Here is a 25,107-nt window from a genome sequence, read left to right as displayed (position 1 = left end):
AGAATACGGTCAAGTCGATAGTCTCAGCAAGGGCCATGTTCAGCGTAGGCTGACCAGTTGGCTCACTCCCTCGAAATGAGCCTCGGCGGCGACTTCGGGTTCGGGGTTAAATCGATATTTTGCCTTTTGACCGGTCCGATTTTCAAATTCGACCCGAACTTCTTCCATATGGAGCACGCATCCAGGGCATGCTTCCAGGTGCGCTGTAATTTGATCAACAGCACCCGGGTTCAATTCACCCTGAAAAAGCTCATCCGTATGCTCAAAAACTTCGTTGCAGTGCAGACCCGCGATTTGCCGTCCACCCGGCTCATTTCCAATCAAGGCAAACCAGCCCAACCCGCCGACGGCCAGAAGAATGGCCCCCACCGTTACTGCTCTGCTGACGGTATGCCGACGACGCCGACGCTTCAAAAATGAGGAAACTTTACCGATCTCACCCTGCTGACAATTTTGCCAGTCGAGAGCCGGTTTTTCAAAATTGATCTTTTCTTGCTCGTTCATAACCCAGCCTTGAACTAACCCTTTGTTCACTTCGTGCGTGAAGCTACCTGTTCCACTCTTCTCATTATCGGCATTGAAGCCGTTCTCTTCTGTAAGGCAGCTTACATTTAAACGAACAAATGCTCCACTCTAACTAGATATAGAAAGAGTTCTGAGGGTTGTTGGCCGGAAAAAGGTGCTGTACCCCACCGCGCACAGAAAAACCCCGCCGGGTGCAGTGGCGAGGTTTTTCAGAGAGAAACTGATTTATAAACAACTCTTCCGAAGAAGAGAGTGTTGTCTTCGATTGTTTGATAATTGTTTTTATTGCGACTCGTGTGCCAATCCGGGGATTCGGGTTCGTCTCACCGACTGGATTGACTGTGTTAATCGCCTGTTTCCCTACAATACAGAGCGATCCGTGAAATGGAAATTCTTTTGGCAGTCGTTTCGATGGAAATGACCGACGTTGCAGAAATACATCACGTGGCTTACCTGTTTTAACCTCAAGTGGCCGTAACTTCCGCATTCACATCTCTTAACATTGAATTCCTACGCTCCTGTATACACGATGTTTTCTGGCAACATGGTTCTGGATTGGAAAATCCGAGATCGAGTGGTCTCAATTGAACCCTTTAAAATGAGTCGAAAGCGATATTTCTGTGAGTGAACCGTCTCCGAAAAAAAAACTGCTGGCCAGATTCGGTCCCGGTATTCTGGTTGCCGCCACCGGGGTCGGTGCGGGTGATCTGGCGGGGGGAGCAATTGCGGGAAACAAACTGGGCACGTCCGTCCTCTGGGCAGTGCTCGTGGGAGCGACTCTCAAATTCATGCTCACCGAAGGGCTGGCCCGCTGGCAATTAGCCAGTGGTGAGACGTTACTGGAAGGGGCGATCAAGCGATTCGGTAGATTTACCAAACCGATATTTCTTGTCTACCTGCTCGTCTGGAGCTTCTTTGTCGGCAGTGCCTTGCTCAACGCGATTGGGGTTATCTCCGCCACTATTGCGCCGATTACAGGGTTGGAAACGACCGAAAGCAAGATCGTCTATGGCATCGTTCATTCGGTGGTTGCTCTCCTGCTGGTAAGGAGAGGAGGTTTTCAACTCTTCGAAAAGTTGATGGCGGTCTGCATCGGTCTCATGTTTTTCGTCGTCATGGTGATCACGGTGTTGATACACGACGATTGGTTCGCCACGTTGCAGGGTATGGTCATTCCCGTCATTCCGACTGATCATCCTGAAGGGCTGAGTTGGACAGTCGCGTTGATAGGCGGCGTTGGTGGAACGGTCACCGTGCTCTGTTACGGTTACTGGATTCGTGAATCGGGCGAGCAATCGCTCGACGATTTGAAATCAATGCGGCTCGACCTCGGCGTGGGTTATGTGATGACCGCTCTCTTTGGAATGGCGATGGTCATTATTGGGAGCCATGTGGAAAGCTCGGCGACGGGGACAAGTCTTCTACTCGGACTGAGTGATCAACTCGCTGGCAATCCGAGTCTGGGAAGTTGGTCCCTCGTCATCAAATGGCTGTTCCTGATTGGGACGTGGGGGGCTGTTTTCAGTAGTTTGCTCGGAGTCTGGCAGTCAGTTCCTTATCTCTTCGCCGATTTCTGGAATCAGTCCTTTGCCAGAGACAAAGTTACGAAAATTACCCAGGAGCTTCCGACTTATAAGTTCTATCTGTACGCCCTGGCGACGCTCCCAATTCTGGGACTCTTCACGAAATTTGAGCATGCCCAGAAACTCTATGCGGTGCTGGGCGCATTTTTTGTTCCCATGCTGGCTGTGATTCTGCTTCTTCTGCTGGGATCGGGGCGATACCTGCCGGGGCAAGGACGTAACCGTCGCGCTACCAACGTGGCCCTGGTGCTGACATTGCTGTTTTTTCTCTATCTGGCTGCCGAACAACTTGCCGGTTGAGGTGTTCTGTCAATGCCAGAATAGGTTTTCGGCCTACCGGTGTGGTTTGAATGAGTGACAAATTCGCGACAGAGTGTCATCGGAATGATATTCGTTTTATTATTTCTGAATTGCCCACGTTTCGATTTTGAGAAAAACGAAATCACCTCGAACGCTATTATTGTAGCCTTAAAGTAAAATTGGATTTAATAATCCTGTTTTGTTCAGGCTGTATTGGATCGCTGTTTGCACTTTCTGGTATTGGTCACAGGGACTTCAGGAAGGTGGCCCGGACAAAGGAATGTCGAAATCAGGTGATTTGAATTGTCGAACCTATTATATGAAGGATAGTTGACATGACTCCATTACGCCTCGCCCTGGGACTCGCAGTTTGTACTTTCTTCGTCGCTGTTCAGTCCGCTTCGGCCCAGTATCGGGATTTCTTTCCTCGACGTTACCAAGTCGATCACCACGATCACGTTATTCGCGATTCTCACGGACATGTCGTGGGCCGGTATCACCATGATGTCGTCCGCGAAGATTCGGACCGGTTTTTCCCTTCCACCCGGCATTTCCATAATCGAGAAACCTACTTCATCCGCAATGGCAAGTACTACTTCAGTCCGAAGACCGTCTTACTTGGTAATGGCGTTGTACCTCAACCGGAGGTAGTTGGGTTCGGTAGTTTTTCACACGTTGATGATCTGGCCAGCCAACTGGAAACCCAGATGAAATACTTCCTGTTGGATATGCACTACAACTACTCTCACAATCATGGTTTTCGTGAGACTTACGCCGAAGCGTATCAGTTGTATCAAGTCGCTCAATACGTCCATGCTCAAGAGCATCAACACAACCACAACGCGATTAAGCAACAACTGAACGGAATGGATGCCCTCTTCCATCACATTGAAGAAGATGTTCGCGGCTGGTCTCGCCACCAGCACTTTCAGGTGGGCAACAGGGGAATCGGTTCCAAAATGCAGCAGATCGAGTCGACGTTACATCACTTGATGAACGACGTTGGTGTGGATCAGGTTCCACTCCCGGCAACGACGGTTCCAGTACCTGTTCCCTCTACACTGTCTCCTGTTCCTTCCGTCTTCTTGACGAAGTAACGGTTTAATTCGAACTGGATATATAATAAAACAGCCGCGAAATTTATTCGCGGCTGTTTTTGTTTGTAAGGAAATCAATGTATCGCGTGTGTTACGCAGCGACTGATTTTAATTCCGCAAACTCTGAATCGGTGCCGGGATATGTCCGCCACGACCCACGAAACTGGCACTGCAACCGTTACCCGGAACATTCATGATGACTGATTCACCAAACAAACCACCAAAGGAGACGTGTTCGCCCGCCCTCTTGCCTGGGATGGGAACGATCCGCGTTGCTGTTGTTTTATTGTTAAACACACCGATCGCAATTTCATCCGCCATCAGCGCGGCCAGAGTATCGGGATCGATATCTCCTGGAACTGGAACCATATCGAGGCCAACAGAGCAGACGGAGGTCATCGCCTCTAGTTTTTCGATGGTCAAGAAACCTTTTTTCGCCGCATCGGCAAGCGAGGCATCTTCCATCACGGGTACAAACGCACCGGATAAACCGCCTACGGAAGAAGAGGCGAAAACTCCTCCTTTTTTGACCGCATCGTTCAGCATGGCCAGGACTGCAGTGGAGCCAGGGACACCGACATGTTTTAAGCCGACGAGTTCCAGAATCTCTCCAATCGAGTCTCCCACTTTCGGGGTAGGGGCGAGAGAAAGATCGACGATTCCGAATTTCACTCCCAAGCGTGCCGCGACTTCGCGCCCAATCAGCTCACCCACACGAGTCACGCGAAAAGAGGTGCATTTAATTTCAGAGGCGATCTCGTCAAGAGTACAGCCGGGGACCGCTTCGAGGAAACGTTCGAGACCTCGTTTGACCACTCCTGGTCCGCTGACACCGATATGAATGACCGTATCCGCTCCCGCATCGCCATGAAATGCCCCCGCCATAAATGGATTGTCTTCCGGAGCATTAGCAAAGACGACGAGTTTGGCGGCACCAAACCCCTGACGGTCGCTGGTGGCGTTGGCGATCTCAATGATTTTTTTACCCAGCAGGCTGAGTATGTTCATATTGATGCCCGATTTGGTAGTGCCGACATTCACCGAGGCACAGACTCGTTCCGTCTGAGAAAGGACTTCGGGGAGCGACTCAATCAAGTTGAGCGCGCCTTGCGTATGTCCTGAATGGACGAGAGCCGAGAAACCTCCAATGAGATCCACACCAACAGCAGCAGCAGCGCGGTCGAGTGTGTGGGCGATCTGGACCAGTTCTTCCGGACGAAAACCATCGCCGATCCGTTGGATAGGTGTCACCGCCAATCGTTTATTGACGATTGGAATCCCGTACCGGGTAGATACGGTTTCACAGGTACTGTGTAAGTCCTTGGCGGAAGTTGTAATTCTTTCGTAAATGTTATTGCAGAGAGTTTCGAGATTACGATCGATACAGTGAAACAGATTGATCCCCATCGTCACCGTGCGGACGTCTAGGTTTTCCTGTTTCACCATCCGTAATGTAGACAGGATGTCGTCGGTACGGGGCATCTAAAAATCACTTTCGAAAGAAGTCGTTCATTGGAGGAAGTTGGGAACCGAAACCGTCAGAGTGAAATCACTAGATGGAGTCTCTGAGCAATGTCGCCAAAAGTCGAGTGTCGAGCCATTAAGCTATTCGGCATACAAGTCGTGGACCGCTTTCACTGGAAGCAGGCGAATCGGTCGCGGGTCGTTCGTCGCAGCGAAGATGTTTTCATGCTGTAAGGTCACGGTCAAACCTTCTTTGATGCAGACCGCTTCCAAATCGTTTTTGAGCACCAGTACATCAATCCCCAGTGGGACGCTCAGTTCCATCACCATCACAAAGGAAGTGTCCGGTTGCCGTTTGGCATACAGGTCGGAAATATCAATTCCTTCCTGAGAAATACGGGCCGAAATCTGTCGAATCATTCCTGGTTCATCATTGCCAGTGACGGTCAGGAAAAATCGTTCGAAGTCTCCTTCGGTCATATTCTGTAATTCTTCTTCTTCCGGATCTTTCAGATCGATTTCCACACCGTAAGGTCGGCAAAAGTCTTTCAAGTGCGCTACGATTACGTCCGGCGAACGATGTCCTGGGAATTCGGCATCCAGAATGATGGTGAAGAACCCATTGAGGACAGTCTGGCTCACTTCCATCAGATTTGCGCCCAGTTCCGCCAGGCCCGTGGTTACCGCCGAAAGAATTCCGACTCGGTTGGCCGCCATCAGCGTGATAATGTAGCGTTTGGTCATGATTCATTCCCTGTCAGGTAACCGCCCCGAGGTTAAATCCCCCGTTAATTTAGTCAACGAGGACGATGCAGATGCGGTCGCGTGTGATGAGACTTGCTTTATATCCGGTGGGGCTTCCCCCGAAAAGCCTTCGAAGTGAAACGCTCGGTTTCCTCTGTACTGACTGATCGATACGAGGCCATTGTCAGAGATGACTCAGGTAGACTCGTATTTTGTCTGCGATCTTGTGAGAAAGGTCCACCAACGTCGGCGTGGACATGAACAGCGGCTTAAAATGAAGGCGACCGAAGCTCAATAAGAATTCACATGGAAAGCAGAAGGGCATATTCACGAAAACTGAGACCCACGAAACCGTATCGTGAATTCTGGTCAAGATTTCCTCTGATAAGCAAATTGCCGCGAATATAAATACTGACAAACAGAATACAGTGAATAGGAATACGACTGCAGAGGATAAGGTGAGGTGATGAAAGTGTACCCTGCACGGAAGAATTGTCGCAATAAAGATTGTACACTACCCGGGAATACGATTTCCACATCACTCAGTACAGAACTTCGATCCCGAACATTTCTGAAAATCTTTTTTAGATTGCCGGTTTGGATTATCGGTTCGTTTTTGTCACTGGTATATCATTGTTATGTCGATGACTGATAACATGTTACAAACACGCAGAAGCAAAAATCTCTTCGCAAAAAAGTAATCACCATGCCTCTGATTCCCCGCCTCGTTTCACTCGGGGTCATCCTGACATTAATCATCTTTCTGGGGATTACCTTCTACAAGGTGATCACCCCGTTTCTCATGCCCCTTTTTCTTGCGGCAATCACGGCGATTCTTTGTCAGCCCCTCTACAAGCGTTGCCTGAAATGGTCGAAGGGAAATTCCGCTTCTGCATCGCGTCTTGCCACCGCCATTGTTATCAGTGGAGTGATGCTCCCGCTGGTGATTGGAATTTCGGCAGCCGCCTACCAGATGGCCGGGTTAGATGTTGAGGTGATTACGCAGAAAATCGATGACACTCGCGTAAGAATGAATCTCGACAGTTGGATCGTTAAGCTCGGATTCGACAAGTTTCTCATTGATGAAAATCAGCCTGAAGTCCCACTCGATCCGCAGAAAGCAGGTCAACCGGAAGAAAACTTTGACAGTTTTGAAATGCTTCCTTCCGACGACTCGACAGGCGAACCAGAAGATCAGCCCCCGTTATTAGACAACAATACTGATGTGACGGTCGACATCGCCGTAGAAGATCAGCTTGGGCCGGAAGCAGGTTCGGACGAAAGTGAATTTGTATTGTTAGATCCGGCAGTCGATCTCGACGAGGAAGATTTGGAAGAGGATCCGCCTCCCGATCCGGAGAAAATAAAGGCCGTCAAAGAAGAAGTCGATCAGGTTCGGGATAATTTGAAATTTGATCTCGTTACGATCCTTCGCAACGTCGGCGAGAAGTCGTTGGGCAGCGCGCTGGGATTGGGCAATGCGCTGGGCATGTTCACCGGCATCGGATCGGCCGTGGGTTCGATGTTGATCGCCTTGTTGATTTACATACTTGCCCTGTACTATTTCTTCGCCGATGGGCCTTCGTTGATTTCATCGACACAGAATTTAATCCCCGTTCACGTCTACTATCAGAATGAACTACTGGGACAATTTGAATCAGTCGTACGAGCCATCATTCTGGCAACTTTGGTGGCAGCCATTTCTCAAGGATTGGCAACGGCGGGCATTATGTATTTGTTCGGTTCCGGACATTTCTTTTTACTCTTCGGAGTCGCCACCATGTTCGCCATGATTCCCTTGCTGGGAACGTGGTTAGTCTGGGGACCGTTTGCAATTTACCTGTTCGTGCAGGGGCACTACTTCTCAGCAATCGTGCTGACTCTTTTCGGGGCAGTTGTCATCGGGATGATGGACAACGTCATTCGCACCTTGATCCTGAAAGATGGTGCCAAACTTCACCCCCTACTCGCGTTTGTCAGCGTGCTGGGTGGGCTACAGGTGATGGGGTTGTGGGGTGTCTTTATTGGACCCACTGTGGCCTCCTGTCTGTATGCCTTGGTGAAAATCTTCAACGTCGAACTCCAGTCTCTCTCCGCAGAACAATTTGGGACGCAGCAGCTGGAGCCTGTCCCAAACGGCAAAGCCATGCCGGCGGAAACAGAACCTCCCAAGGAATCTGAAGCTCCCAAGTAGTAGGTCAGTAACTTCACAAAGCGACTTGCGAAATGGCGTAACTACTACGCCAGAGTAGCCATTGCTGCGCAAGTGATGGCAGCCGTTTCCGTTCTGAGAATATTCTGTCCCAATGAAATCGGCGCGGCTCCGGCGTTCAATGCCAGAGAGACCTCTTCTTCCGTGAACCCGCCCTCAGGACCAATTGCGATTAACAGAGAACGGGTCGGTTCAACCCCGATAAATGCTTCTCGTAAATTGTGCCCATGGGGATGCGCAATTAGCAGGTGATGAGAGGCTGTATATTCCTGGATGCACTCTTCCCAGGTTTGCTGTTGAGCGAAGGTCATCAATTGATTTCGGCCGCATTGTTTACAAGCGGCGATCATCGTCTGACGGAGCTTGTCGATTTTCCCCGCACCAGGGTCGACGACCGATCGTTCTGTTTTAAGAGGCTGAATCGCACTCACCCCCAACTCGGTCGCTTTTTCCACTAGCCAGCGGAAACGATCTCCTTTGGGGGGAGCGACCGCCAGAACGATTTCCCGCGTCGGCAGGGAGGCTTTCGCGATTTGTTCTTCGAGTCGAAGTTCGGCACTGCGCCGACTCGTGCCAGTGAGAAACGCACGCCAGGCGTTCCCATTTCCATCAAACAGGTGGACTTCACTGCCGGTCTTCAAACGCATGACGTGCAACAGGTGGTGGGCCTCGCTTTCTTCCAAGCGGGCGGTTCCGTTTTCAGTGTCAATCGACGTTGTATAAAATCGGGACGACATGCGGCCAATTTCCCTCTTTCAATCAAGTGTTCTGGCAATCAAGAATGATAGAACGGCTTTGACGAGCCGATTCGAGGATCGCATTCGTCATTTGATAAACAGGCATCGCACAATTCAACGGAGCGATGTTCTCCTGACCTTCCAGCAACATGGCTAGGAATTCGTCCACCGGCGTCGACTCGGGCTCTAAGTTAATTATTTTTTGTTTCTCATCATTCTTCGCCAGATAAACATGACCATCCTGCACGATCACATCAGCATGCTCGCAGTGGATGGCAATGATTTCTCCGAGATAGTGACCATTCCCAACGAAGTCAATCGCGACACGGACATCGCCGGAAAAGCGTGCCAGAACCTGAGCCGTGATTTCGACTTGACTTCCACAGCAGTCGGTCCAGGCCAACACCTCTTGCGGCTGCAGTTCCGTCGCATAAAACAAACAATCAATTTTATGGCTTCCTGCGTCACCCACAAATCCTCCCCAGTTCGATTGGACATCATCACGCCATGTACCTGTAATTGTGGACTGCCAGTCCTCAATAATGTGCCCGGAAATCGAACGAACGGGTCCCCATTTCCCAGAGAGGACTTCTCTCCTCAGCGTTCTGTATTCGCTGCTCGACCGGCGTTGATAGGCGATGGAGACCGGAATTCCTGTTTGTGCGGAGATGGTGTTCAGCTCTTCAATCTGTTGAGGATTGTGTGCCAGCGGCTTTTCACAAAGTACGGCAATTCTCGCCTCCAGACATAATCGAGTTTGCTCGTAATGTAGCCCTGTCGGTGAACTGATGATGCAGGCATCAACAATGCTGTTGTTTGAAATCGGGTCCAGATCGGTCAAAATGTGTGCCGACAAGTTGAACTGATCGCGTAGTCGCTCGGCATTGTCCCGTTGGACGTCATGTAATAGAGTGATCTGTGCTTTCTGGCTCTTGAGAAGTTGCTCCGCGTGATGAAACCCCATCCGCCCACAACCAATCAATCCGATTCGCACTGGATTATTCACCTTGAAGGTCATCTTGCTCTCATTGTTCCAGGGCGGGATGTCCCCCGATTTTAATAATGGATTGGTCAGGTTCGTGCGGATTTGCCTGTTTGATATTGATGGCACATTACTGTTAAGCGGTCGGGCGGGTCAACGGGCCATCGAGACGGTCCTGCGAGACAGGTACAATTTGACCAAACCGGTTGAAGGAATCAACACCGCTGGACGCACCGACATGGCCATACTGTACGACTTGCTGCAGTATTATGAAATCGAACCGACTGTTGAACGAATTCGAGAGTTCCAGAATTTCTATCTCGAACAACTTCCGATCGAACTCGAACGCTGTCCGGGTGAAGTTCTTCCAGGGGTCATCGACCGGTTGGAAGAGCTGCAGGATCACCCCGATGTTCATCTCGGTCTGCTGACAGGAAATCTGGCCCGTGGGGCATCGCTGAAAATTAACCATTATCGTTTGCAGCACTTTTTTACATTTGGTAGTTATGGCGACCACCATATCAATCGAGATGACGTCGCCCGCGAAGCACTTGTCGATATTCGACAACGGTTCGGTGGAGACGTACAATCGGAAAATATCTGGATCATTGGCGACACGCCTGCCGATGTACAATGTGCTCATGCCATTTCGGCACGGGCAGTTGCCGTCGCGACCGGAATTTACTCAACGGAAGAACTGGCTCCGGCCGAACCGGATGTACTGATAAACGATCTGACTGAAGTGAACTTATTGAAAGTTCTGTTCGGCGAAGACGACTGACAGTTCCCCATACAACTCTGATTTACCACATTTTATTCTAAGTCGCTCAACATAGAATAATTACTCCCCCCCGCCCCTATTTGAATTGTCATTCGGAACAGAATCTTATTTGAGCGCATTGACCTGACTGCAGGATTGATGTGGTACCGAATGAATCCGCAGTAATGGTAAGGATCAGAGCCCGCAATGAGCCTCAAATGGATCGATGATTACGAAATTCTGGATACGATCGGCATCGGTACGGTAGGGACGATCTTCAAGGCAGTAAAAGAGGGGGAGACCCAGCCGGTTGCGATCAAACTGCTTCTGCCTGCCGTCTCCGAAAATGAACTGATCTGTCGCCGGTTTGAGCGGGAAATTGAGATTCTCGAAAAGCTGAATCACCCCAACGTGGTCCGCTACTTTGGCAGTGGAAAATGGGAAGACCAACTTTATTACGTGATGGAATTAGTGGAAGGCGCTTCACTGCGGGAAGTTCTCAACAGGAAGGGCCGCGTCCGGTGGCAGGAGACAGTCGAGGTCGGCTGGCAGGTCTGTTCTGCCTTACAGCATGCTCATAACAATGGCATCATCCATCGCGATCTCAAACCGGCCAACCTGTTTCTCTCTAATGATGGCCGGGTTAAACTGGGAGACTTCGGAACGGCGTTGGACACGGCCTCGGTAAGCATCACCGAAATGGGACTGACCGTCGGGACCTATTATTACATGGCACCGGAACAGATCAGGGCCGAACGGAGCATTTCCGGACAAACCGATTTGTATTCGCTTGGTTGTGTTTTATATGAAATGTTGACGGGACAACCTCCATTCCGCGGTGAGAACTCGGCACAGATTTTCGACCAGCATCTGAATGTTCCCCCCTTCCCGATACGGCAGCATTCCCCCAGTTGTCCGGAAAAGCTGGAAGCCGTCGTCCTGCAGATGTTAGAGAAGGATCCGCACAACCGTCCTTTCAACGCTCGAAGTGCACAAGGGGCGTTGGCCGAGGCGCTGGTCGAATGGGATGAAAATGAACTGAAGAGAATCGAAACTCAGCACGCTGCATCCGAATCATTATCCAAAGTGAACCAACCCATTCTCAAGAATTTGCTCATATCGACAAATCACGAAATCACTTCAGAAGATATCTCCTGGGTGAAGCTTACCGTGTTGTCAGTAGTGGTGATCACCATCATTCTGTTGATAGTCATGCTGGGCGACTGAACTTCTCTGCGGTGTCCCCACCCTTCTCCGGATTCAAACAGCCCGAATTTAAATAGTCGGTAACGAGATATTGCGCATGAAAGTCGCAATATGCGAGTGGACTGCTAGTCCCGAGAATCCAGCTGTATTCTCGCAGGAATCGTCTACCCTCTTGATAGGGTCGCTCCGTAGAATAAGCACGAGAGCCCTTCCCCACTTTAAAGACGCAGCCTCGTCTTAGGTTCAGTCGTAATTAGTTCCGACAGACATCTCGATTCGTTTTCATCTTAAGACACCCAAGTCAATATGCAAACTCGCTCAGAGCAAACTTGGATTTACTGGTTAGTAAGCCCCTTCGTCTGGGCCTCCTTCTCGATCGTGATATTTCTCGTCAGCTTCTTCTTTCCGCCAATTACGTACAATCAATACATCGAAGATCCCTGTTTCGGTTACTACAACTGGAATTCAGCTCAGTTCACTGGGTTGTGTCTGCTGGCGATGCTCGCCGGTTGGTGGTTCTTTCAAAAGATATCGTCCCCAGTTTACTATCGAAAAACCCTGACACCTTCCAATCGTTCGCCCGTTACGATGGCGGACTTGGCAGTCGGGCTGATTCTCCTCGCTGCCAACATCGGATTTCTAGCGATGCTTTTCCGTTCCGGAGCCCTCTCGCAGCTTCAGAACATCGGAAAGAGTCAGGCGGAGACAGCCGCCTTTTACGAAGAGCTCATGAATACCCTCGACGCTAACGGTCTGGGGAGTCTGATGCAGATCTCGGCAATTGTGATTCCCTGGTTCTATTGGTTACGAGTCCAATCGATTCAAAACGGATCCGGAAAAGGCAAACTCATTGCGAGTGGTTTGTTCTGGACTGTCCTTGTTTCGTATCTGTTTCCACTGCTTATCCTCGGGCGGCGTAACGTGATTCTGCTCCCCCTGTTTGGAGTGTTCCTTGTTTGGTTTCTAGGACAGGTGAAATACGGAAAAGTGAACCCTTACAAATTTGCCTTTTCCCTCATCGTCCTGGGAGCCAGTGCGTTCAGTCTGTTCTTTATCGTCGAACTGATTCGTTTTGGGTTTCTCTCCGGAGAAAGAGGTATGAACGAAATGGCGACGAGAATAATCGGCTATCTGGTTGCTCCTTACAACTTGCAGGGAGCAATGATTGACGGCGCATTGGAGTTCCCCGGTGCTGGAAAAGGATACTATTGGACTTCCTGGATCTGGAAATTCCCGTTGCTGCAACATGTTTTCGTCGCAGAAGACATTCTGGGAGCAATTCCTCCCTTTGGCGTGCAGGCCCGCTGTGATGTATTGGCGGCGAATGGCTTTAAAAGACATTTCACGTCTCTGCCGATTTTTGCGAATTCTTTCGTCGACTTTGGTTGGTTGGGTACATTACCGTTTTTGCTGTATGGATTTCTCGGTGCCCTGACCTGGAAGAGATTTCGCGAAGGAACCGTCGACGGTATTCTGCTTTACACCATGTTCGCTTACTCGGTTCTGGAATGGCGGGGCAATATCATGTTTCCCGCTCCCTATATGGGGATCGCCCTCGTTTTCCTGGCGATTCTCGGTATTGGTCGCTGGTCATTAAATACGTCTCGCTACCATTACGAGCTACTCTACCAGCCCTACACTCGGTAGCTACTCACCTCGAAAGGAGTTCGACGGATGCCATTTGCTGTGTCCCACTTCCCGGCCATGCGTGTTTCCTGCGATATTCTGAAAATGTGTGGTCGCATGGACACATGTGCTAAAATAGGCGATTCGATGGCGGAACTGTGGTATCACCCAGATTGACTTGATAAACTGATGATCGAATGAGCTTCTTACCCCAACGTGCTTGAGAACACGCATCAAAAGCCTCGTGCCAAAGGGGAAATGTCGCTTTCGACTGTTTCCGAAACAGGGAGTTTAATGGGCGTGTCTGCCTGTCGTTTACAGGGAACAGTTATGACCTACAAAAAAGAACCTTAAAACAGAGAATTCATTGCCGCGCTGCTATTGAACGCTTCTGTTCTGCAACGACACAGAGTTCCTTGATCAATTCAAGTGTTGATCCAAAATCCCGATGTCCCCAGGTGTTCATCTGCGGCATTATTTACGTATTCCAAGATGAAGGACCATCTCCTCTCCTCCGCCGGTGCGATCGGAATCTGAACTCGCCAGGAGAGGGTCCGAATCGTCTGCCAAATTCGATAAGGTTTACGAAGCTCACATGCAAACTCGTACGGAGAATAGTTGGCTCTATGTGTTCATCAGCCCCGTCATGTGGGCTAGCTTTTCAATATTAATATTTCTCTTCAGTTTCTTTTTTCCGCCATTTACTTATCAAAAGTATATCGACGATCCCTATTTCGGTTTTATGAACTGGAGTTCGTTGTTCTTTACGGTTACCTGTCTGCTCTCGCTATTAGTCGGCTGGTACATGTTTCAGTGGCTCTCTCCCCCAGTGCGCCATGAAATTCGGAAAGAATGGAACAGCGATTCCCCAGTGACATTGATCGATATGGCGGTAGGAGTCTTACTGCTGATCGCGAACCTCCGGTTTCTATTGTTTACATTTGAATCAGGGGTAATCTATGAGTTCCCAAACGTAGGACAAACGCCGGAAGAGTCGGCCATTTTCTATGAGGAACTCCTGGAGGCGGTCGACGCCAATGGTTTGGGAAGCCTGATGCAGCTTTCTGCAATCATCATTCCCTGGTTCTTCTGGCTTCGAGTTCAGGCCATTGAGAGAGGTTCCTCAACAGGTCGGCTGGTCGCCAGCTTGCTGTTTTGGGCGATTGTCATCACCTATATCATTCCGCTTTTCGTCTTGGGACGTCGTAACGTAATTCTGCGCCCGATGTTTGGAGTGTTCCTCGTCTGGTATATGGGACAAATCAAGTATGGGAAGGCGAGTCTGGTTAAATTTGTGACCATTCTCGGAACCATGGCAATGGCGGCAGTCAGTTTGTTCATCTTTGTAGAACTGGTGCGCGAAGGGCTTCTTTCGGGTGGGGGACAATTAGATGATATGATTACCAGACTACTCGGTTATTTTGTTGCCCCCTACAATCTTCAGGCAGCCATGATGGATGGGGCGCTCGATTGGCCTGGTAGCGGAAAAGGATATTACTGGAACGCCTGGTTCTGGAACTTTCCTATCCTCAAGAACTTCTTTGTGGCTCAGGATTTCCTCGGAACATTGCCTCCTTACGGAGTTGAGGATCGTTGTAACGCTCTGGAAAATGATGGTTTCGTGCGGCACTTTACCGCCTTACCCATTTTTGCGAATTCCTACGTCGATTTCGGCTGGTTCGGAATGTTGCCGTTTATTCCGTACGGCTTTATTGGGGCATTGACCTGGAAGCGGTTCCGCGAAGGAACCCTCGACGGCGTTCTCTTCTACACCATGTTTGCCTATTCCGTATTGGAATGGCGGGCCAACATCTTTTTCCCGGCACCGTTCATGGGGCTGGCCATCGTCTTCCTGGGAATTCTGGCAATCGGTCGCTGGTTGTTTCAATCTGCCCGCTATCGGCAAGGGGGGATTGAAGAGGCCCGGCACGTTTAAACAGAGTGCCTGGAAGCCTCTGATCGGAAACCTTGCCCTTGGTTTGCAGTTTAGGTCTGATCTGATTCGCTACGCGCAAGGGTGATCAACATCACGTCGGGAAGCGATTTCACTCCGAGCTGTCTCAGCATGTTGATTGACTGAGCTGTCGTGTACTGTGCATGAGTGCAAACATGGAGCAGTACGTCGGCACGGGAAGTGCCGAACGACTGCCCGGTGCGGGAATTCACTTTGTGTACCTGTTCGTCCAGCGAATTCTCTGCAAGGTCCACGAGATACGCCTGCCACCGCTGGTCAAGTTCCTGCCAGCGATTCTCCAACTCATTGAAGTCGGCTACCGCCCCTTCTCTCAATTGATTTCCGGGAAGTTTGCCTACTTCGTCGCCGGGGAACAGCGGGCAGGTATCGCCGAGAAGCGTTTCCAGCCAGACATATTCTGCTGCCTGCAGGTGAACCAGAGTTTTCCAGACCGACCCCTGCCCAATAGTCAGGGGTCGCTGGAGTTGTTCCCAAGAGAGTTTCGACGAGGTCTCCAGCAGCCTGCTGTTGGCCCACATGCGGTGCTGGTGTAGTCGACGGAACAGTTCGATACTGTTCATGATCCCCTCGTTTTCCGGACTTGCCGACAGAAAGGGTCTTATACTTCAGCAGAGCCGAGTCGGTCAAAGATTCGGTTGATTAATTGCGGCAGCCCTTTTCCCGTCACGGCGGAGATCAACAGAATCTCTTTGCCGGGTAGAGTGTCCTGCAATAGTTCTCGAGCCGCTTCCGCGTCAGGAAGTTCGCATTTGGTGATCACAATGATCTCCGGTCGATCTTCCAAGTCGTGGCCGTATAGTTTGAGTTCATTCCGAATCTGGTGATAATTCTCCACCGGATTAGTGCCGTCCATCGGGCTTGGTTCCACCAGATGGACAAGAAGTCGGGTTCGCTCGACATGGCGTAGAAACTCATGCCCTAACCCTACGCCCGCATGGGCTCCCTCAATCAGTCCGGGGATGTCGGCCACAACGAATTCTCGGTCATAGTCGATGCGGACAAGCCCGAGGTTCGGGAACTTTGTGGTGAAAGGGTAATCGGCAATTTCTGGTTCGGCTTGCGAAATTCGGCTGAGCAAGGTCGATTTGCCTGCATTGGGTTTACCCAGCAGACCTACGTCGGCGATCAGTTTGAGTTCCAGCAGGATGTGTCGCTCTTCGCCGGGTGCACCCGGTTCGAATTCACGTGGTACCCGGTTCTGGGCGGTCGCGAACCGTTTATTCCCTTTGCCCCCTTTGCCTCCTCGGGCGACCACAATCGAATCGCCATCGCTCGCGAGATCTTTCAGCACATGCCCTCGTTTAAAATCGCGGACGAGAGTACCTGGTGGAACCAGAATTTTGGTAGGTTGGCCCCGTTTACCAGTACGTAGCGAACCCTCTCCGTGGTTGCCCGCTTCTCCATTCCAGTGTTTGTGTCCGGCGATATTCGCCAGGTTTCCGACATTCGCAACTGCCATGACGATGATGTCTCCGCCGTTACCGCCATCCCCACCGTTGGGGCCACCTCGTGGTACGAAGGGTTCTTTGCGAAAACTGAGGCACCCGTTGCCACCATCTCCGGCCTTACAATAAATATCAACTCGGTCGACAAACATCAGTTTCGATTCAGTACGCTAATTGACAATGAAAATTGGTGACGGCAGGAATCACAAACAGTCTCCGCCGCCGGGTCGGTGATTATATACCAGAGACTCGACCAAAAGAGAGCCCCGCCCCTACTGGAAGCGAGAAAAGCTGACGATCAGGCCTGCTGAACCCTATTTTCCGGCTTCCTGAATGCGGTCGTTGATGATCGTCAGCATCGCCGGGTGCAATCCAAGCGGCGGACAGACTGTGAATGACGTCTGTGGATACTTCTGACTGAATTGCTGACAGAAGTCGGAAAGATCGTCCGCCACATGGCGTCCGGCGGAAAGAAACCAGGGCATCATCAGCACATTTACGGCCCCTTGTTCCACACATGCCGCCGCTCCCTCAGGAATAGAGGGATTCGCCAACTCCAGAAATGCGTGTTCTACAATGGGGTAGGTCTTCTGATCCCGAAATTGACCTGCAAGCGTTACTAAATCGTCATTCGCCTCCTGTCGACGGGAGCCATGGGCAATCAGCAGAACTGCGGTCGGGTTGGTGAATGGGTCGGGCATTTCGTCAACTCTTCTGGTAAACTGATACGGGTCCGGGAGGATTGCCTCTGCGATAACTGTAGACGCTACCCCGGGTAAGAGCAAATCCCTTCGGCCCGAAAAACTGTTCAAAGCGTCCGGGATCGTGAGGGGAAACGGTGTTCGTCTCGACCACAAATCATCCATACTGCTAAAGATTTGCTGCGATTATGGAACTGGAAAAAGTCGGCCCCTATCTCATTGAAGGTAAACTCGGTTCGGGCGGTATGGGAACCGTCTATAAAGGGCAGCACGAAGAAACGGGCGTGCACGCCGCCGTTAAGGTTCTCGCCCCAAGTCTGTCACGAGAGGAAGGATTCGTCGCTCGCTTTTCCCGTGAAGTCGAATCGCTCCGCAAGCTGTCCAATCCTTATGTCGTCGAATTCTTTGAAAGCGACGTCGATGGAGATTTGTACTACTTTGCGATGGAGTACGTCGATGGAGAAACTTTGACGCAGCGACTTCGACGGGAGAAACGAATCCCTTGGCGGGAAGTCGTCGAGATATCCACACAAATTTGCATCGCTCTCAAATCAGCGCATGACGCCGGTGTCATTCATCGAGACTTAAAACCTTCGAATCTGATGCTGACTCAGGACGGCAAAGTCAAACTGACCGACTTCGGTGTGGCGCAGGTCTTTGCATCAGCCAAGCTGACGGTCACCGGGGGCATCATCGGAACGGCCGAATATATGTCTCCCGAACAGGCCCAAGGGCGGCGAGTCACTAAAAAGAGCGACCTCTATTCGCTCGGAGCGGTCATGTATGTCATGCTGACCGGTCGGCCTCCCTTTCGCGGGAAAACGATTCTGGAAGTCATTCAAAAACACAAATATGGGCAATTCGATCATGCTCGCACGATCGTTCCGGAAATTCCTCATTGGCTTGATGAGTTGGTTTGTCAGTTATTAGAAAAAGATCCAGAGAAACGAGTTCCGGACGCTTATGTACTTTCACGTCGGTTACAGGAGATCGTCAAAAAGGTTGAACTCTCTCAATCTGAAATGACCATGTCGATTGATCCTGATTCTGACGCGGGAGCGTCGACCACGGTCGCGATCAACCCGGAGCAACAAGCCAATATACAGAAGGAGACTCAGGTCTCCTCCGCATCGAGAGCGTCAGCTCATTTTCCGCACGAATCTGGCGGAACTCTCATGCGCGAGATGATGCGGGCCGAGATTGAAGAGGCATCCAAGAAAACACCCGTGGCCCAGTTTTTTGATAATACCTGGGTCCTCATTGTGCTGCTGATCTGTGTTCTGTTTGGATTCTATCTTTGGTATACGAAACCGCCATCACCCGTAACGCCGGAAGAGGAAGTCGTCGATTCCACCGAGATCAATGAACGTCTTCGATTTGTAGATCTTGATTGGAAACGATCGCTAAAACGCCCCGAAGCGGAACGAATTTATGCTCGCGGAGTGCAGCAGTTTGAATCGGGACAAACCAAACAGGCACAGGAAACGATGACCGCCCTACTGACATTGCTGAAATCGTCTGGCGAAAATCCGCAACTGGTGGACCGAGTTCAGGAGCGATTGGATGAATTGAATGGGGCTCAAGAAGAGTTCATCAGCGAGTATGTCGAACAGGCCCAGACCCATCTCGACGGAGGCCAACTGGCTGAAGCCCAAACACTGATCTCTTCCATGAATACACTTTATGGTAATGACAGCCGTGTTCGTGGGCTGGTTGAACAATACAACCAGGCAGTCAAGACGCGACAGAACAACGGGCAGTAACGACATTTCGTTGGACTGACAGTCGCTGCAGGAGCGAGCTACTCAGCGGTTACCGATTCAGGTACGTCCAGTTGTACAAGAGCCGGGGCAGATGTCTCGCTGTGATCATGGCCATCGTACACGCCAAAATCGTTGTACCAGTACCGTTTGGCAATACGATAGATCCAGTTTTTTTCTGGAATCTGATGTGCAGGATTGTATTGCGAAGTGCGAACTTCCATCGCTTCCAGTTCCGCGAGTGCCGTTTTGCGGGCGGTGCCATCAGGGACGTTTTGCTTGTCCATTAACTGCTTGAGCAGGTCTGGTCGTTCCAATACGATACAACCTCGCGTCGTTGAACGAGCGAGTTGACGGAACTCTTTGAGATAGCTGGAGCCGAGGAACTTTTCTTTGAGCGTGGTGTTCTCGTCGTGAATATTTTCTTTCGAAAATTGCACAATGGGACAAGGTTCGATTCCACCCCAGGGACTGATATGGTGGGAGATGCCAGTAGCCGCAGGACAAACGGCCCGCCCTTCTCCGTCGTAGTAGGCGTCGATAATAATGATCGGCTTCTTGGCACGCATTTCGACCACAAATTTTCGTGCTTCAAATTGCTGATCTGCAGTCAGTGCCAACTCGGGACAACCTTCCGGTCCCATAGGTCGATAGACGTGGAACCAGGTATACATCACACCCATCTCAATCAGGCGATCAACCCAGCTTTCCTGAAGCAGGTCTTTATAATTTGTTTGACAAAGCGAAGTGCAGACGCCGGTGAAGACTTTATGATTCAGGCAGTTCTGAATCCCTTCCATCGTCTTGTTCAGTACCCCTTCGCGACCACGCCGTTGATCGCTGACTGTTTCGTTACCTTCCACCGAGATTAACGGAGTGACATTTCCGAGTTCCTTGAGTCGTTTCGCTTTTTCATCGGTGATGAATTGTCCGTTGGTGAACACCTGGAAATAGCAGTCGGGATGAGCCGCGATAATATCGAGCAGCTCCGGATGCATGAACGGTTCACCACCGACAATTCCAAAGAAGGAGTTTCCCATCTCTTTGGCTTCGCCGATCAGCTTGTTCATGGCCTCCAGATCGATGCGGGACTGTTTCGCGGCGACATCGACCCAGCATCCCTGACAGCGCAGGTTGCAACTGTTGATGATGGAGATATAGAGGAAGGGAGGAAAGACATCCCCCTTTTTCAGTCGTTTTTTGAACTTCTGAACAGAACGCATCCCTTTCCAGCCCATATTGTAACCGAGCTTCCAGAGTCCTCGTTTATCAACGCGGGTGAGAAATCGCTGTGCCATTCGCAAATACATGGTGCAGGGTCGTCCGGAGAGAAGTAGTGGGCAATCGGGTGTGAGGGTCCCGGTGGGAAGGTCTCTTCTTCCAGCTATCTTATCCCTCCGCTACCCACGGAGGCAACCACCTGTTCGTTTTCGAGGTCGAAACGGGGCAAAGCAGCCGGAAGATTTCGATTGTGACGCGACTTAGAATAGCTGGGCAATCGGAGAGCCAGACGGTACCAGAGGAGTGGGACGTCCACCAAAGTCGGTCACATGCGTTCCAAAAGGGACGCCCATCGATTTGTAAATCGTGGCCAGAAAATCGTTGGGAGTAAACGGGTTGGAGGTCACCTCGTCACCTTTGGAATTGGTCGAGCCGACGATCTGCCCCATATTCAGACCACCTCCAGAGAGCAACAGCGACATCGTTTTGCCCCAATGTTCCCGCCCAGGTTGTCCGTTGAAGTTACTCAGGCGAGGTGTATGGGACATCTCGCCCATAACGACAAACATGACTTCATCCTGTAATCCTCGTTCATAGAGATCGCTGATGGTCGCTGCACAGACCTGGTCGAGCACCGGTAATCGGTGTTTCATTTCCGTGAAGATATTCCAAACGGAAGCATGGTCGTCCCAACTGCGTGCTTTTTGCCCGGGCACATAGGGGAAGTCGATTGTGACCAGCCGTACCCCTGCTTCGACCAGTCGCCGAGCCAGCAGGCATCGCTGACCAACAGCATGACGACCGTACCAGTCACGTATTTCGTCCGTTTCTGCTTCGATGTTGAATGCTTGCTCGGCGCGACCGCTGGTCAGCATCGCCATCGCTTTTTCGTCGAACAGATCCATCGTATCCATCGACTGCCCCGTATCAATGTCGCGACGGAGTCGATCGAACTGAGATTTTAATGCCAACCTGTCTTGAGCACGACCGACGGAAATGTTTTCGAATTTGACGTTGTCGACTTTGAAGTTCTGATCATTGGGATCAGAATTCATGACAAACGGATCAAGCCCACCACCAAGGTATGCGGCACCGGGGTACCGAACGCGTGGCAGACTGACATGGGCGGGGACGCCTTCATGAACCGGCCCTTTAAAGTGAGAAATGACCGACCACATATCGGGATGGTCCGGTCGGTAAGGGGGCGTTTCGACCAGGTTGCCCGGATAACCGGTCACCAGGGTGTGTGTGCTGTTGACGTGACCCGGACTGTCGTGACTGAGGGATCGTATGATTGAATACTTGTCAGCCAGTTGTGCCAGTTTGGGAAGATGCTCCGAAATACGGATCCCGGGAACGTTCGTCTCAATTGGATAAAACTCGCCACGATATTCAATCGGCGCTTCCGGTTTGAGATCGAATGTCTCCATATGACTGGGGCCACCCCACAGCCAGAGGACGATCATCGACTTGTTCTGTGGCAATTCAACTGACGGCTCTGCATTCGCGCTCTGCATTCGTAGCAATTGAGGGAGCGTCAATCCACCCAGAGTCGAGGCACCCGCTTTGAGGAAGGACCGGCGATTTAGCGTGCCGGGACAATTCCGATCGGGGAAAGACTTATTGGTTTTTCTAGAGGATCGGAACATAGAAGATCTTGTCCAGATAAAGTGTCGCGAGTATCGGTTCTAAGAAATCTCTATAGTCAGGGTTCAGTCACAAGCAACCGGGGTAATGCGCTGACTTCGGGAACGTCGACTCATAGAATCCTTCAAATATCAACGTTTTAGCCGCAAATTGCAACGGGAGTTCTTTTTTGCACTCTAATTTGACTCGATAACTGATTCAAAACTAAAAAACCGGCTCTTGCCCGAAGACAAGAGCCGGTTCCTTGGGAACAAAAAGTTCCTCAGCTTTTTCAAATTTCCTTTTTGCCAGCACATATCTGGTTTACTGCCTAGCGAGTTTCAGTCAAATCAGCATAGGCATGATCAAGTGCTCGACGCAGGGCCCAAGCTTGCGAGGTGCTGCAATTCATTTGACGTGAATGATTCAACGCTGTTTGCATCGACTGATACGTTCGGGCTGAGAGAGCACGCGGATTCATCTTTAACACTTGTGCTGCCGTATTGTCATACAACTGAGCACAGGCCGCATGGTCTCCCTGATTATATTGAGCGGAACCCGTTGCGATGGCCTGTTCAATCATCTGATCGGCCTGCATTTTGTCTGCCGGTTTCATCGACGTCGTTTTTGCTTCGGGTGGCATGAGCACGGTATCAATCACATGAATGACTCCGTTGGAAGCGTCGATGTCGGTTGCGACAAGTCCAGCGTTATTGACCATCGCTCCGTCTGCATTCACTTTGATGTTAACAGCCGGTCCCAGAAGTGTTTCCGCTTCTCCCAGTTTCACCGCTTGAGCGGAATAGACTCTGCCCGAAACAACGTGATACTTTAGAATGCTGGCGAGCTTCGCCTTATTCTTCGGCTTAAGCAGAGACTCGACTGTCCCTTCTGGAAGTTTGTCAAAGGCTTCGTCCGTGGGGGCGAAGACTGTGAATGGACCGCCGGTCGCCAGTGTTTCGGCGAGTCCAGCAGCTTCAGCAGCGGCAATTAGTGTTTTAAAACTTCCCGCGTTAATTGCGGTTTCTACCAGATTGGCATCGGCAGGCAGAATGACTGAATCGATGACATGAATGATGCCGTTGGTGCATTCGATATCCGCTTTGATGACTTTGGCCCCATCGATCATCACAGACCCATCTTCAACGACAATGTCCACTTGCTGACCGTTAACAGTCGTTGCACCGGAGATTTTGGTGACCGCGGCAGCGTTCACTTTTCCGGAGACGACATGGTAGGTAAGAATGCCAGCGAGCATCTCTTTGTTTTCGGGTTTGAGCAGAGTCTCAATTGTTCCCTCGGGTAATTTTGCGAAGGCTTCATCGGTAGGGGCGAAGACAGTAAAAGGACCATCGCCCTGTAGTGTCGAGACGAGCCCGGCGGCATCGAGAGCTTTGGCCAGTGTTTTAAAGCTGCCGGCTTCCACTGCCGTCGTAACAATATCTTTCGATGCTGCGTGTAGTGTTTGAGAACAGACGAGTAGACCAGCCACGGCGAACGCAGCAATCTTGTTTACCTTGCGAAACATTTGCTTAACTCCTGAAAGCGGGTATTTTTCTTGATCCAAAATATTCAGGAAAACCGACGATTGGCCAATCTCGTTTTCATACATACATGAATTAAAGACGGTCGATTTGGTCTGACCACTCGAAATCAAAAAAGCAGGAGGATTTCACGCAAGCAGGCGCGGAAGCGGGTGGACGCACGAAAAGTTCGTCGATGAAGCGGATTGTTTGTAAACGAGAACCAGTCCTGAAACCTGGTGGTTGCTGCGCTCGGGGCGGCAATGGAAACAGAGCCTGTTTACGATTTAAAGATGGGACGTTTTCGCAGACCTGTTTTATGGCCACAGTAACTGGCCAGCACACGGAGGGCACCCATGCCGTAGTCCAGATCTTCCTTCAAGCTACGGTCGGAAGAACAACCTACGACCGGAATGTCAGTGATCCGGTATCCGAAGTGAGCAGTCTGCGCCAGAACCTGGCTATCAAATACAATCCCATCGGAGTTTCGCATGAACGGAATCTTCTTCAGAACCTGGCGGCGATACCCACGGAAGCTGGAGAAGCAGTCCGAAATATTTTGGCGAAGCAAGGCGTTGTGCATGGTCGTCATAATTCGATTGCCGGCATATTTGTGCAGCGGAATACCGACTTCTTTGGCCCCACGCCGATTTTGCAATCTGGATCCGATGACCATGTCGCACATGTCGTTTTGCAGCAGGTCAATCATGCTGGATATGAGGCGGCAGTCGTATTGTGCGTTGGGGTTCTGCACGATGACAAAGTCCCCGCCCCGTTCAAGAGCATGCATATAACACATCTTGAGATTGGCACCATACCCGCGACTTTTCGGTTGACGATAGATGCGCAGACCGAGCCCCCGGGCGATACGGACGGTTTGGTCTGTGCTTCCATCGTCAACCAAAATGATTTCGTCAATTACGCTACCGGGCAATTGATGGACTGTGCGTTCCAGAGTTGCTTCGACGTTGAAAGCAGGCAGGACGACGACTGTTCTTCTGGCATGCGCATCCGGCCTGGCGGCCTCTTGCAGAATACGTTCAATTTTCATCAACGGATGGGATTCGTCTTCTGCAACGGGCGTCTCGTCCAGTACTTCAGAGGTGATCGAAGTAATCGTTTTCGTCTGGTTACTCAGGGTATTGTTCAGGGTTATTGGTTTCATGAAACGAAGTATCCAGAACGACGAAAAAGAACGGCTGGCCCCGAATCCGGGCGGGCAGAGATGTATGCGGAAAGCGTAGGTGCTTTGGATGCGTGGGATTTCTTAACAATAAAGAGATAGCTCACAGTACCCCGACCGACACGGTTCTCTTTAATGGTAATCCCTGAATCGAGGTTCATGTCGGGCAGGAAACGTAAGGATTAACGGTTATATCGATTACGCAGCCACCAGAGACGTTGATATGTAATAGCGATGCTCCCAATTGCCAGCATTGAGAGAGTCCAACGCAGTTCACATCTCTATGAATTCTCGCCGCGGTCTGATTCCTCCTGGCAGAGTGAGCTATGTTTTGGGAACTCATGCCGGATTTCGCAGCTGGGGAACCGATAGTAACAGTGAGGTAATTCCAAACTGGCCCCAAACGCATGAGTCGAGCTGAAAACAGAAGATCATAC

20 protein-coding genes and 2 pseudogenes are annotated in these 25,107 nt (G+C 50.7%); 9 read left to right on the top strand and 13 right to left on the bottom strand.

Annotated features, from left to right (window positions below):
* Positions 1-39 precede the first annotated feature (39 nt).
* On the bottom strand, positions 40-504 hold the full coding sequence (locus tag Pla110_RS19420) for a hypothetical protein (protein ID WP_144998295.1): 465 nt from the start codon (positions 502-504) through the stop codon (positions 40-42).
* Between the two features lie 641 nt (positions 505-1,145).
* On the opposite strand from Pla110_RS19420, the gene Pla110_RS19415 reads away from it, so the two are divergent.
* Both Pla110_RS19415 and Pla110_RS19410 read left to right on the top strand, forming a co-directional pair.
* A complete protein-coding gene (locus tag Pla110_RS19415) occupies positions 1,146-2,408 on the top strand; it encodes an Nramp family divalent metal transporter (RefSeq protein WP_197440308.1) in 1,263 nt (420 codons plus the stop codon).
* 335 nt (positions 2,409-2,743) lie between these two features.
* Positions 2,744-3,505: a hypothetical protein gene (locus Pla110_RS19410; RefSeq protein ID WP_144998291.1), complete on the top strand. Its 762-nt coding sequence runs from the start codon at positions 2,744-2,746 to the stop codon at positions 3,503-3,505.
* A 108-nt stretch (positions 3,506-3,613) separates the two neighbouring features.
* Here the strand turns inward: Pla110_RS19410 and Pla110_RS19405 are convergent, their stop codons facing one another.
* Entirely contained in the window at positions 3,614-4,987 is a 1,374-nt protein-coding gene (locus tag Pla110_RS19405) for a PFL family protein (protein ID WP_144998289.1), read from the bottom strand.
* A gap of 123 nt (positions 4,988-5,110) precedes the next feature.
* Positions 5,111-5,713 carry a glycine cleavage system protein R gene (locus tag Pla110_RS19400; protein ID WP_144998287.1) on the bottom strand — a complete coding sequence of 201 codons (603 nt, stop codon included), beginning with the start codon at positions 5,711-5,713 and terminating at the stop codon, positions 5,111-5,113.
* 706 nt (positions 5,714-6,419) lie between these two features.
* Between Pla110_RS19400 and Pla110_RS19395 the strand changes: the two genes are divergently transcribed.
* Complete coding sequence (locus tag Pla110_RS19395) at positions 6,420-7,907, top strand: AI-2E family transporter (protein ID WP_144998285.1); 1,488 nt, start codon at positions 6,420-6,422, stop codon at positions 7,905-7,907.
* Positions 7,908-7,951: 44 nt separating this feature from the next.
* Here the strand turns inward: Pla110_RS19395 and Pla110_RS19390 are convergent, their stop codons facing one another.
* Together Pla110_RS19390 and Pla110_RS19385 are read right to left on the bottom strand one after the other, a co-directional pair.
* Positions 7,952-8,662, bottom strand: coding sequence for a 16S rRNA (uracil(1498)-N(3))-methyltransferase (locus tag Pla110_RS19390; protein WP_144998283.1), 711 nt, complete (start codon positions 8,660-8,662; stop codon positions 7,952-7,954).
* Between the two features lie 22 nt (positions 8,663-8,684).
* Positions 8,685-9,680 (bottom strand): Gfo/Idh/MocA family protein, encoded by a 996-nt coding sequence (locus tag Pla110_RS19385; RefSeq protein WP_144998281.1) that lies wholly within the window; start codon positions 9,678-9,680, stop codon positions 8,685-8,687.
* Between Pla110_RS19385 and Pla110_RS19380 the strand changes: the two genes are divergently transcribed.
* The 5 genes from Pla110_RS19380 (at position 9,670) to Pla110_RS19365 (ending at position 15,172) form a co-directional block, all read left to right on the top strand.
* Positions 9,670-10,425 carry an HAD family hydrolase gene (locus Pla110_RS19380; RefSeq protein WP_144998279.1) on the top strand — a complete coding sequence of 252 codons (756 nt, stop codon included), beginning with the start codon at positions 9,670-9,672 and terminating at the stop codon, positions 10,423-10,425. The genes Pla110_RS19385 and Pla110_RS19380 overlap by 11 nt on opposite strands.
* A gap of 186 nt (positions 10,426-10,611) precedes the next feature.
* Positions 10,612-11,631 carry a serine/threonine protein kinase gene (locus Pla110_RS19375; protein WP_144998277.1) on the top strand — a complete coding sequence of 340 codons (1,020 nt, stop codon included), beginning with the start codon at positions 10,612-10,614 and terminating at the stop codon, positions 11,629-11,631.
* Between the two features lie 285 nt (positions 11,632-11,916).
* A complete protein-coding gene (locus Pla110_RS19370) occupies positions 11,917-13,257 on the top strand; it encodes a hypothetical protein (RefSeq protein WP_144998275.1) in 1,341 nt (446 codons plus the stop codon).
* 27 nt (positions 13,258-13,284) lie between these two features.
* Positions 13,285-13,413: a hypothetical protein gene (locus tag Pla110_RS23015; RefSeq protein WP_261342284.1), complete on the top strand. Its 129-nt coding sequence runs from the start codon at positions 13,285-13,287 to the stop codon at positions 13,411-13,413.
* Between the two features lie 418 nt (positions 13,414-13,831).
* Positions 13,832-15,172 (top strand): O-antigen polymerase, encoded by a 1,341-nt coding sequence (locus Pla110_RS19365; RefSeq protein ID WP_144998273.1) that lies wholly within the window; start codon positions 13,832-13,834, stop codon positions 15,170-15,172.
* Positions 15,173-15,222: 50 nt separating this feature from the next.
* Here the strand turns inward: Pla110_RS19365 and Pla110_RS19360 are convergent, their stop codons facing one another.
* The 3 genes from Pla110_RS19360 to Pla110_RS19350 form a co-directional block, all read right to left on the bottom strand.
* On the bottom strand, positions 15,223-15,771 hold the full coding sequence (locus tag Pla110_RS19360; RefSeq protein WP_144998271.1) for a DinB family protein: 549 nt from the start codon (positions 15,769-15,771) through the stop codon (positions 15,223-15,225).
* Positions 15,772-15,809: 38 nt separating this feature from the next.
* Positions 15,810-16,808, bottom strand: coding sequence for a GTPase ObgE (gene obgE / locus Pla110_RS19355; RefSeq protein WP_144998269.1), 999 nt, complete (start codon positions 16,806-16,808; stop codon positions 15,810-15,812).
* Between the two features lie 162 nt (positions 16,809-16,970).
* Positions 16,971-17,357, bottom strand: a complete 387-nt coding sequence (locus tag Pla110_RS19350; RefSeq protein WP_144998267.1) for a sirohydrochlorin chelatase — start codon at positions 17,355-17,357, stop codon at positions 16,971-16,973.
* A 188-nt stretch (positions 17,358-17,545) separates the two neighbouring features.
* Between Pla110_RS19350 and Pla110_RS19345 the strand changes: the two genes are divergently transcribed.
* Positions 17,546-19,120 carry a serine/threonine protein kinase gene (locus Pla110_RS19345; RefSeq protein WP_144998265.1) on the top strand — a complete coding sequence of 525 codons (1,575 nt, stop codon included), beginning with the start codon at positions 17,546-17,548 and terminating at the stop codon, positions 19,118-19,120.
* Positions 19,121-19,158: 38 nt separating this feature from the next.
* On the opposite strand, the gene Pla110_RS19340 is transcribed toward Pla110_RS19345, so the two are convergent.
* The 5 genes and pseudogenes from Pla110_RS19340 to Pla110_RS19325 all read right to left on the bottom strand — a co-directional run bounded on the left by Pla110_RS19340 (position 19,159) and on the right by Pla110_RS19325 (position 24,652).
* A complete protein-coding gene (locus Pla110_RS19340; protein WP_144998263.1) occupies positions 19,159-20,427 on the bottom strand; it encodes a radical SAM protein in 1,269 nt (422 codons plus the stop codon).
* Between the two features lie 171 nt (positions 20,428-20,598).
* Entirely contained in the window at positions 20,599-21,987 is a 1,389-nt protein-coding gene (locus tag Pla110_RS19335; protein ID WP_144998261.1) for a DUF1501 domain-containing protein, read from the bottom strand.
* Positions 21,988-22,295: 308 nt separating this feature from the next.
* Positions 22,296-22,958: pseudogene (locus Pla110_RS23205) on the bottom strand (fasciclin domain-containing protein); the annotation flags it as partial.
* 51 nt (positions 22,959-23,009) lie between these two features.
* Positions 23,010-23,492, bottom strand: a pseudogene (locus Pla110_RS23200) (fasciclin domain-containing protein); the annotation flags it as partial.
* Between the two features lie 275 nt (positions 23,493-23,767).
* Entirely contained in the window at positions 23,768-24,652 is an 885-nt protein-coding gene (locus Pla110_RS19325) for a glycosyltransferase family 2 protein (protein WP_144998257.1), read from the bottom strand.
* Positions 24,653-25,107: the final 455 nt, after the last annotated feature.

Origin of the sequence: Polystyrenella longa (assembly GCF_007750395.1) — a bacterium.
Classification (GTDB): domain Bacteria; phylum Planctomycetota; class Planctomycetia; order Planctomycetales; family Planctomycetaceae; genus Polystyrenella; species Polystyrenella longa.
The sequence above is the reverse complement of the archived record's forward strand: the minus strand, read 5'-3'. Positions and strand labels throughout refer to the sequence as shown.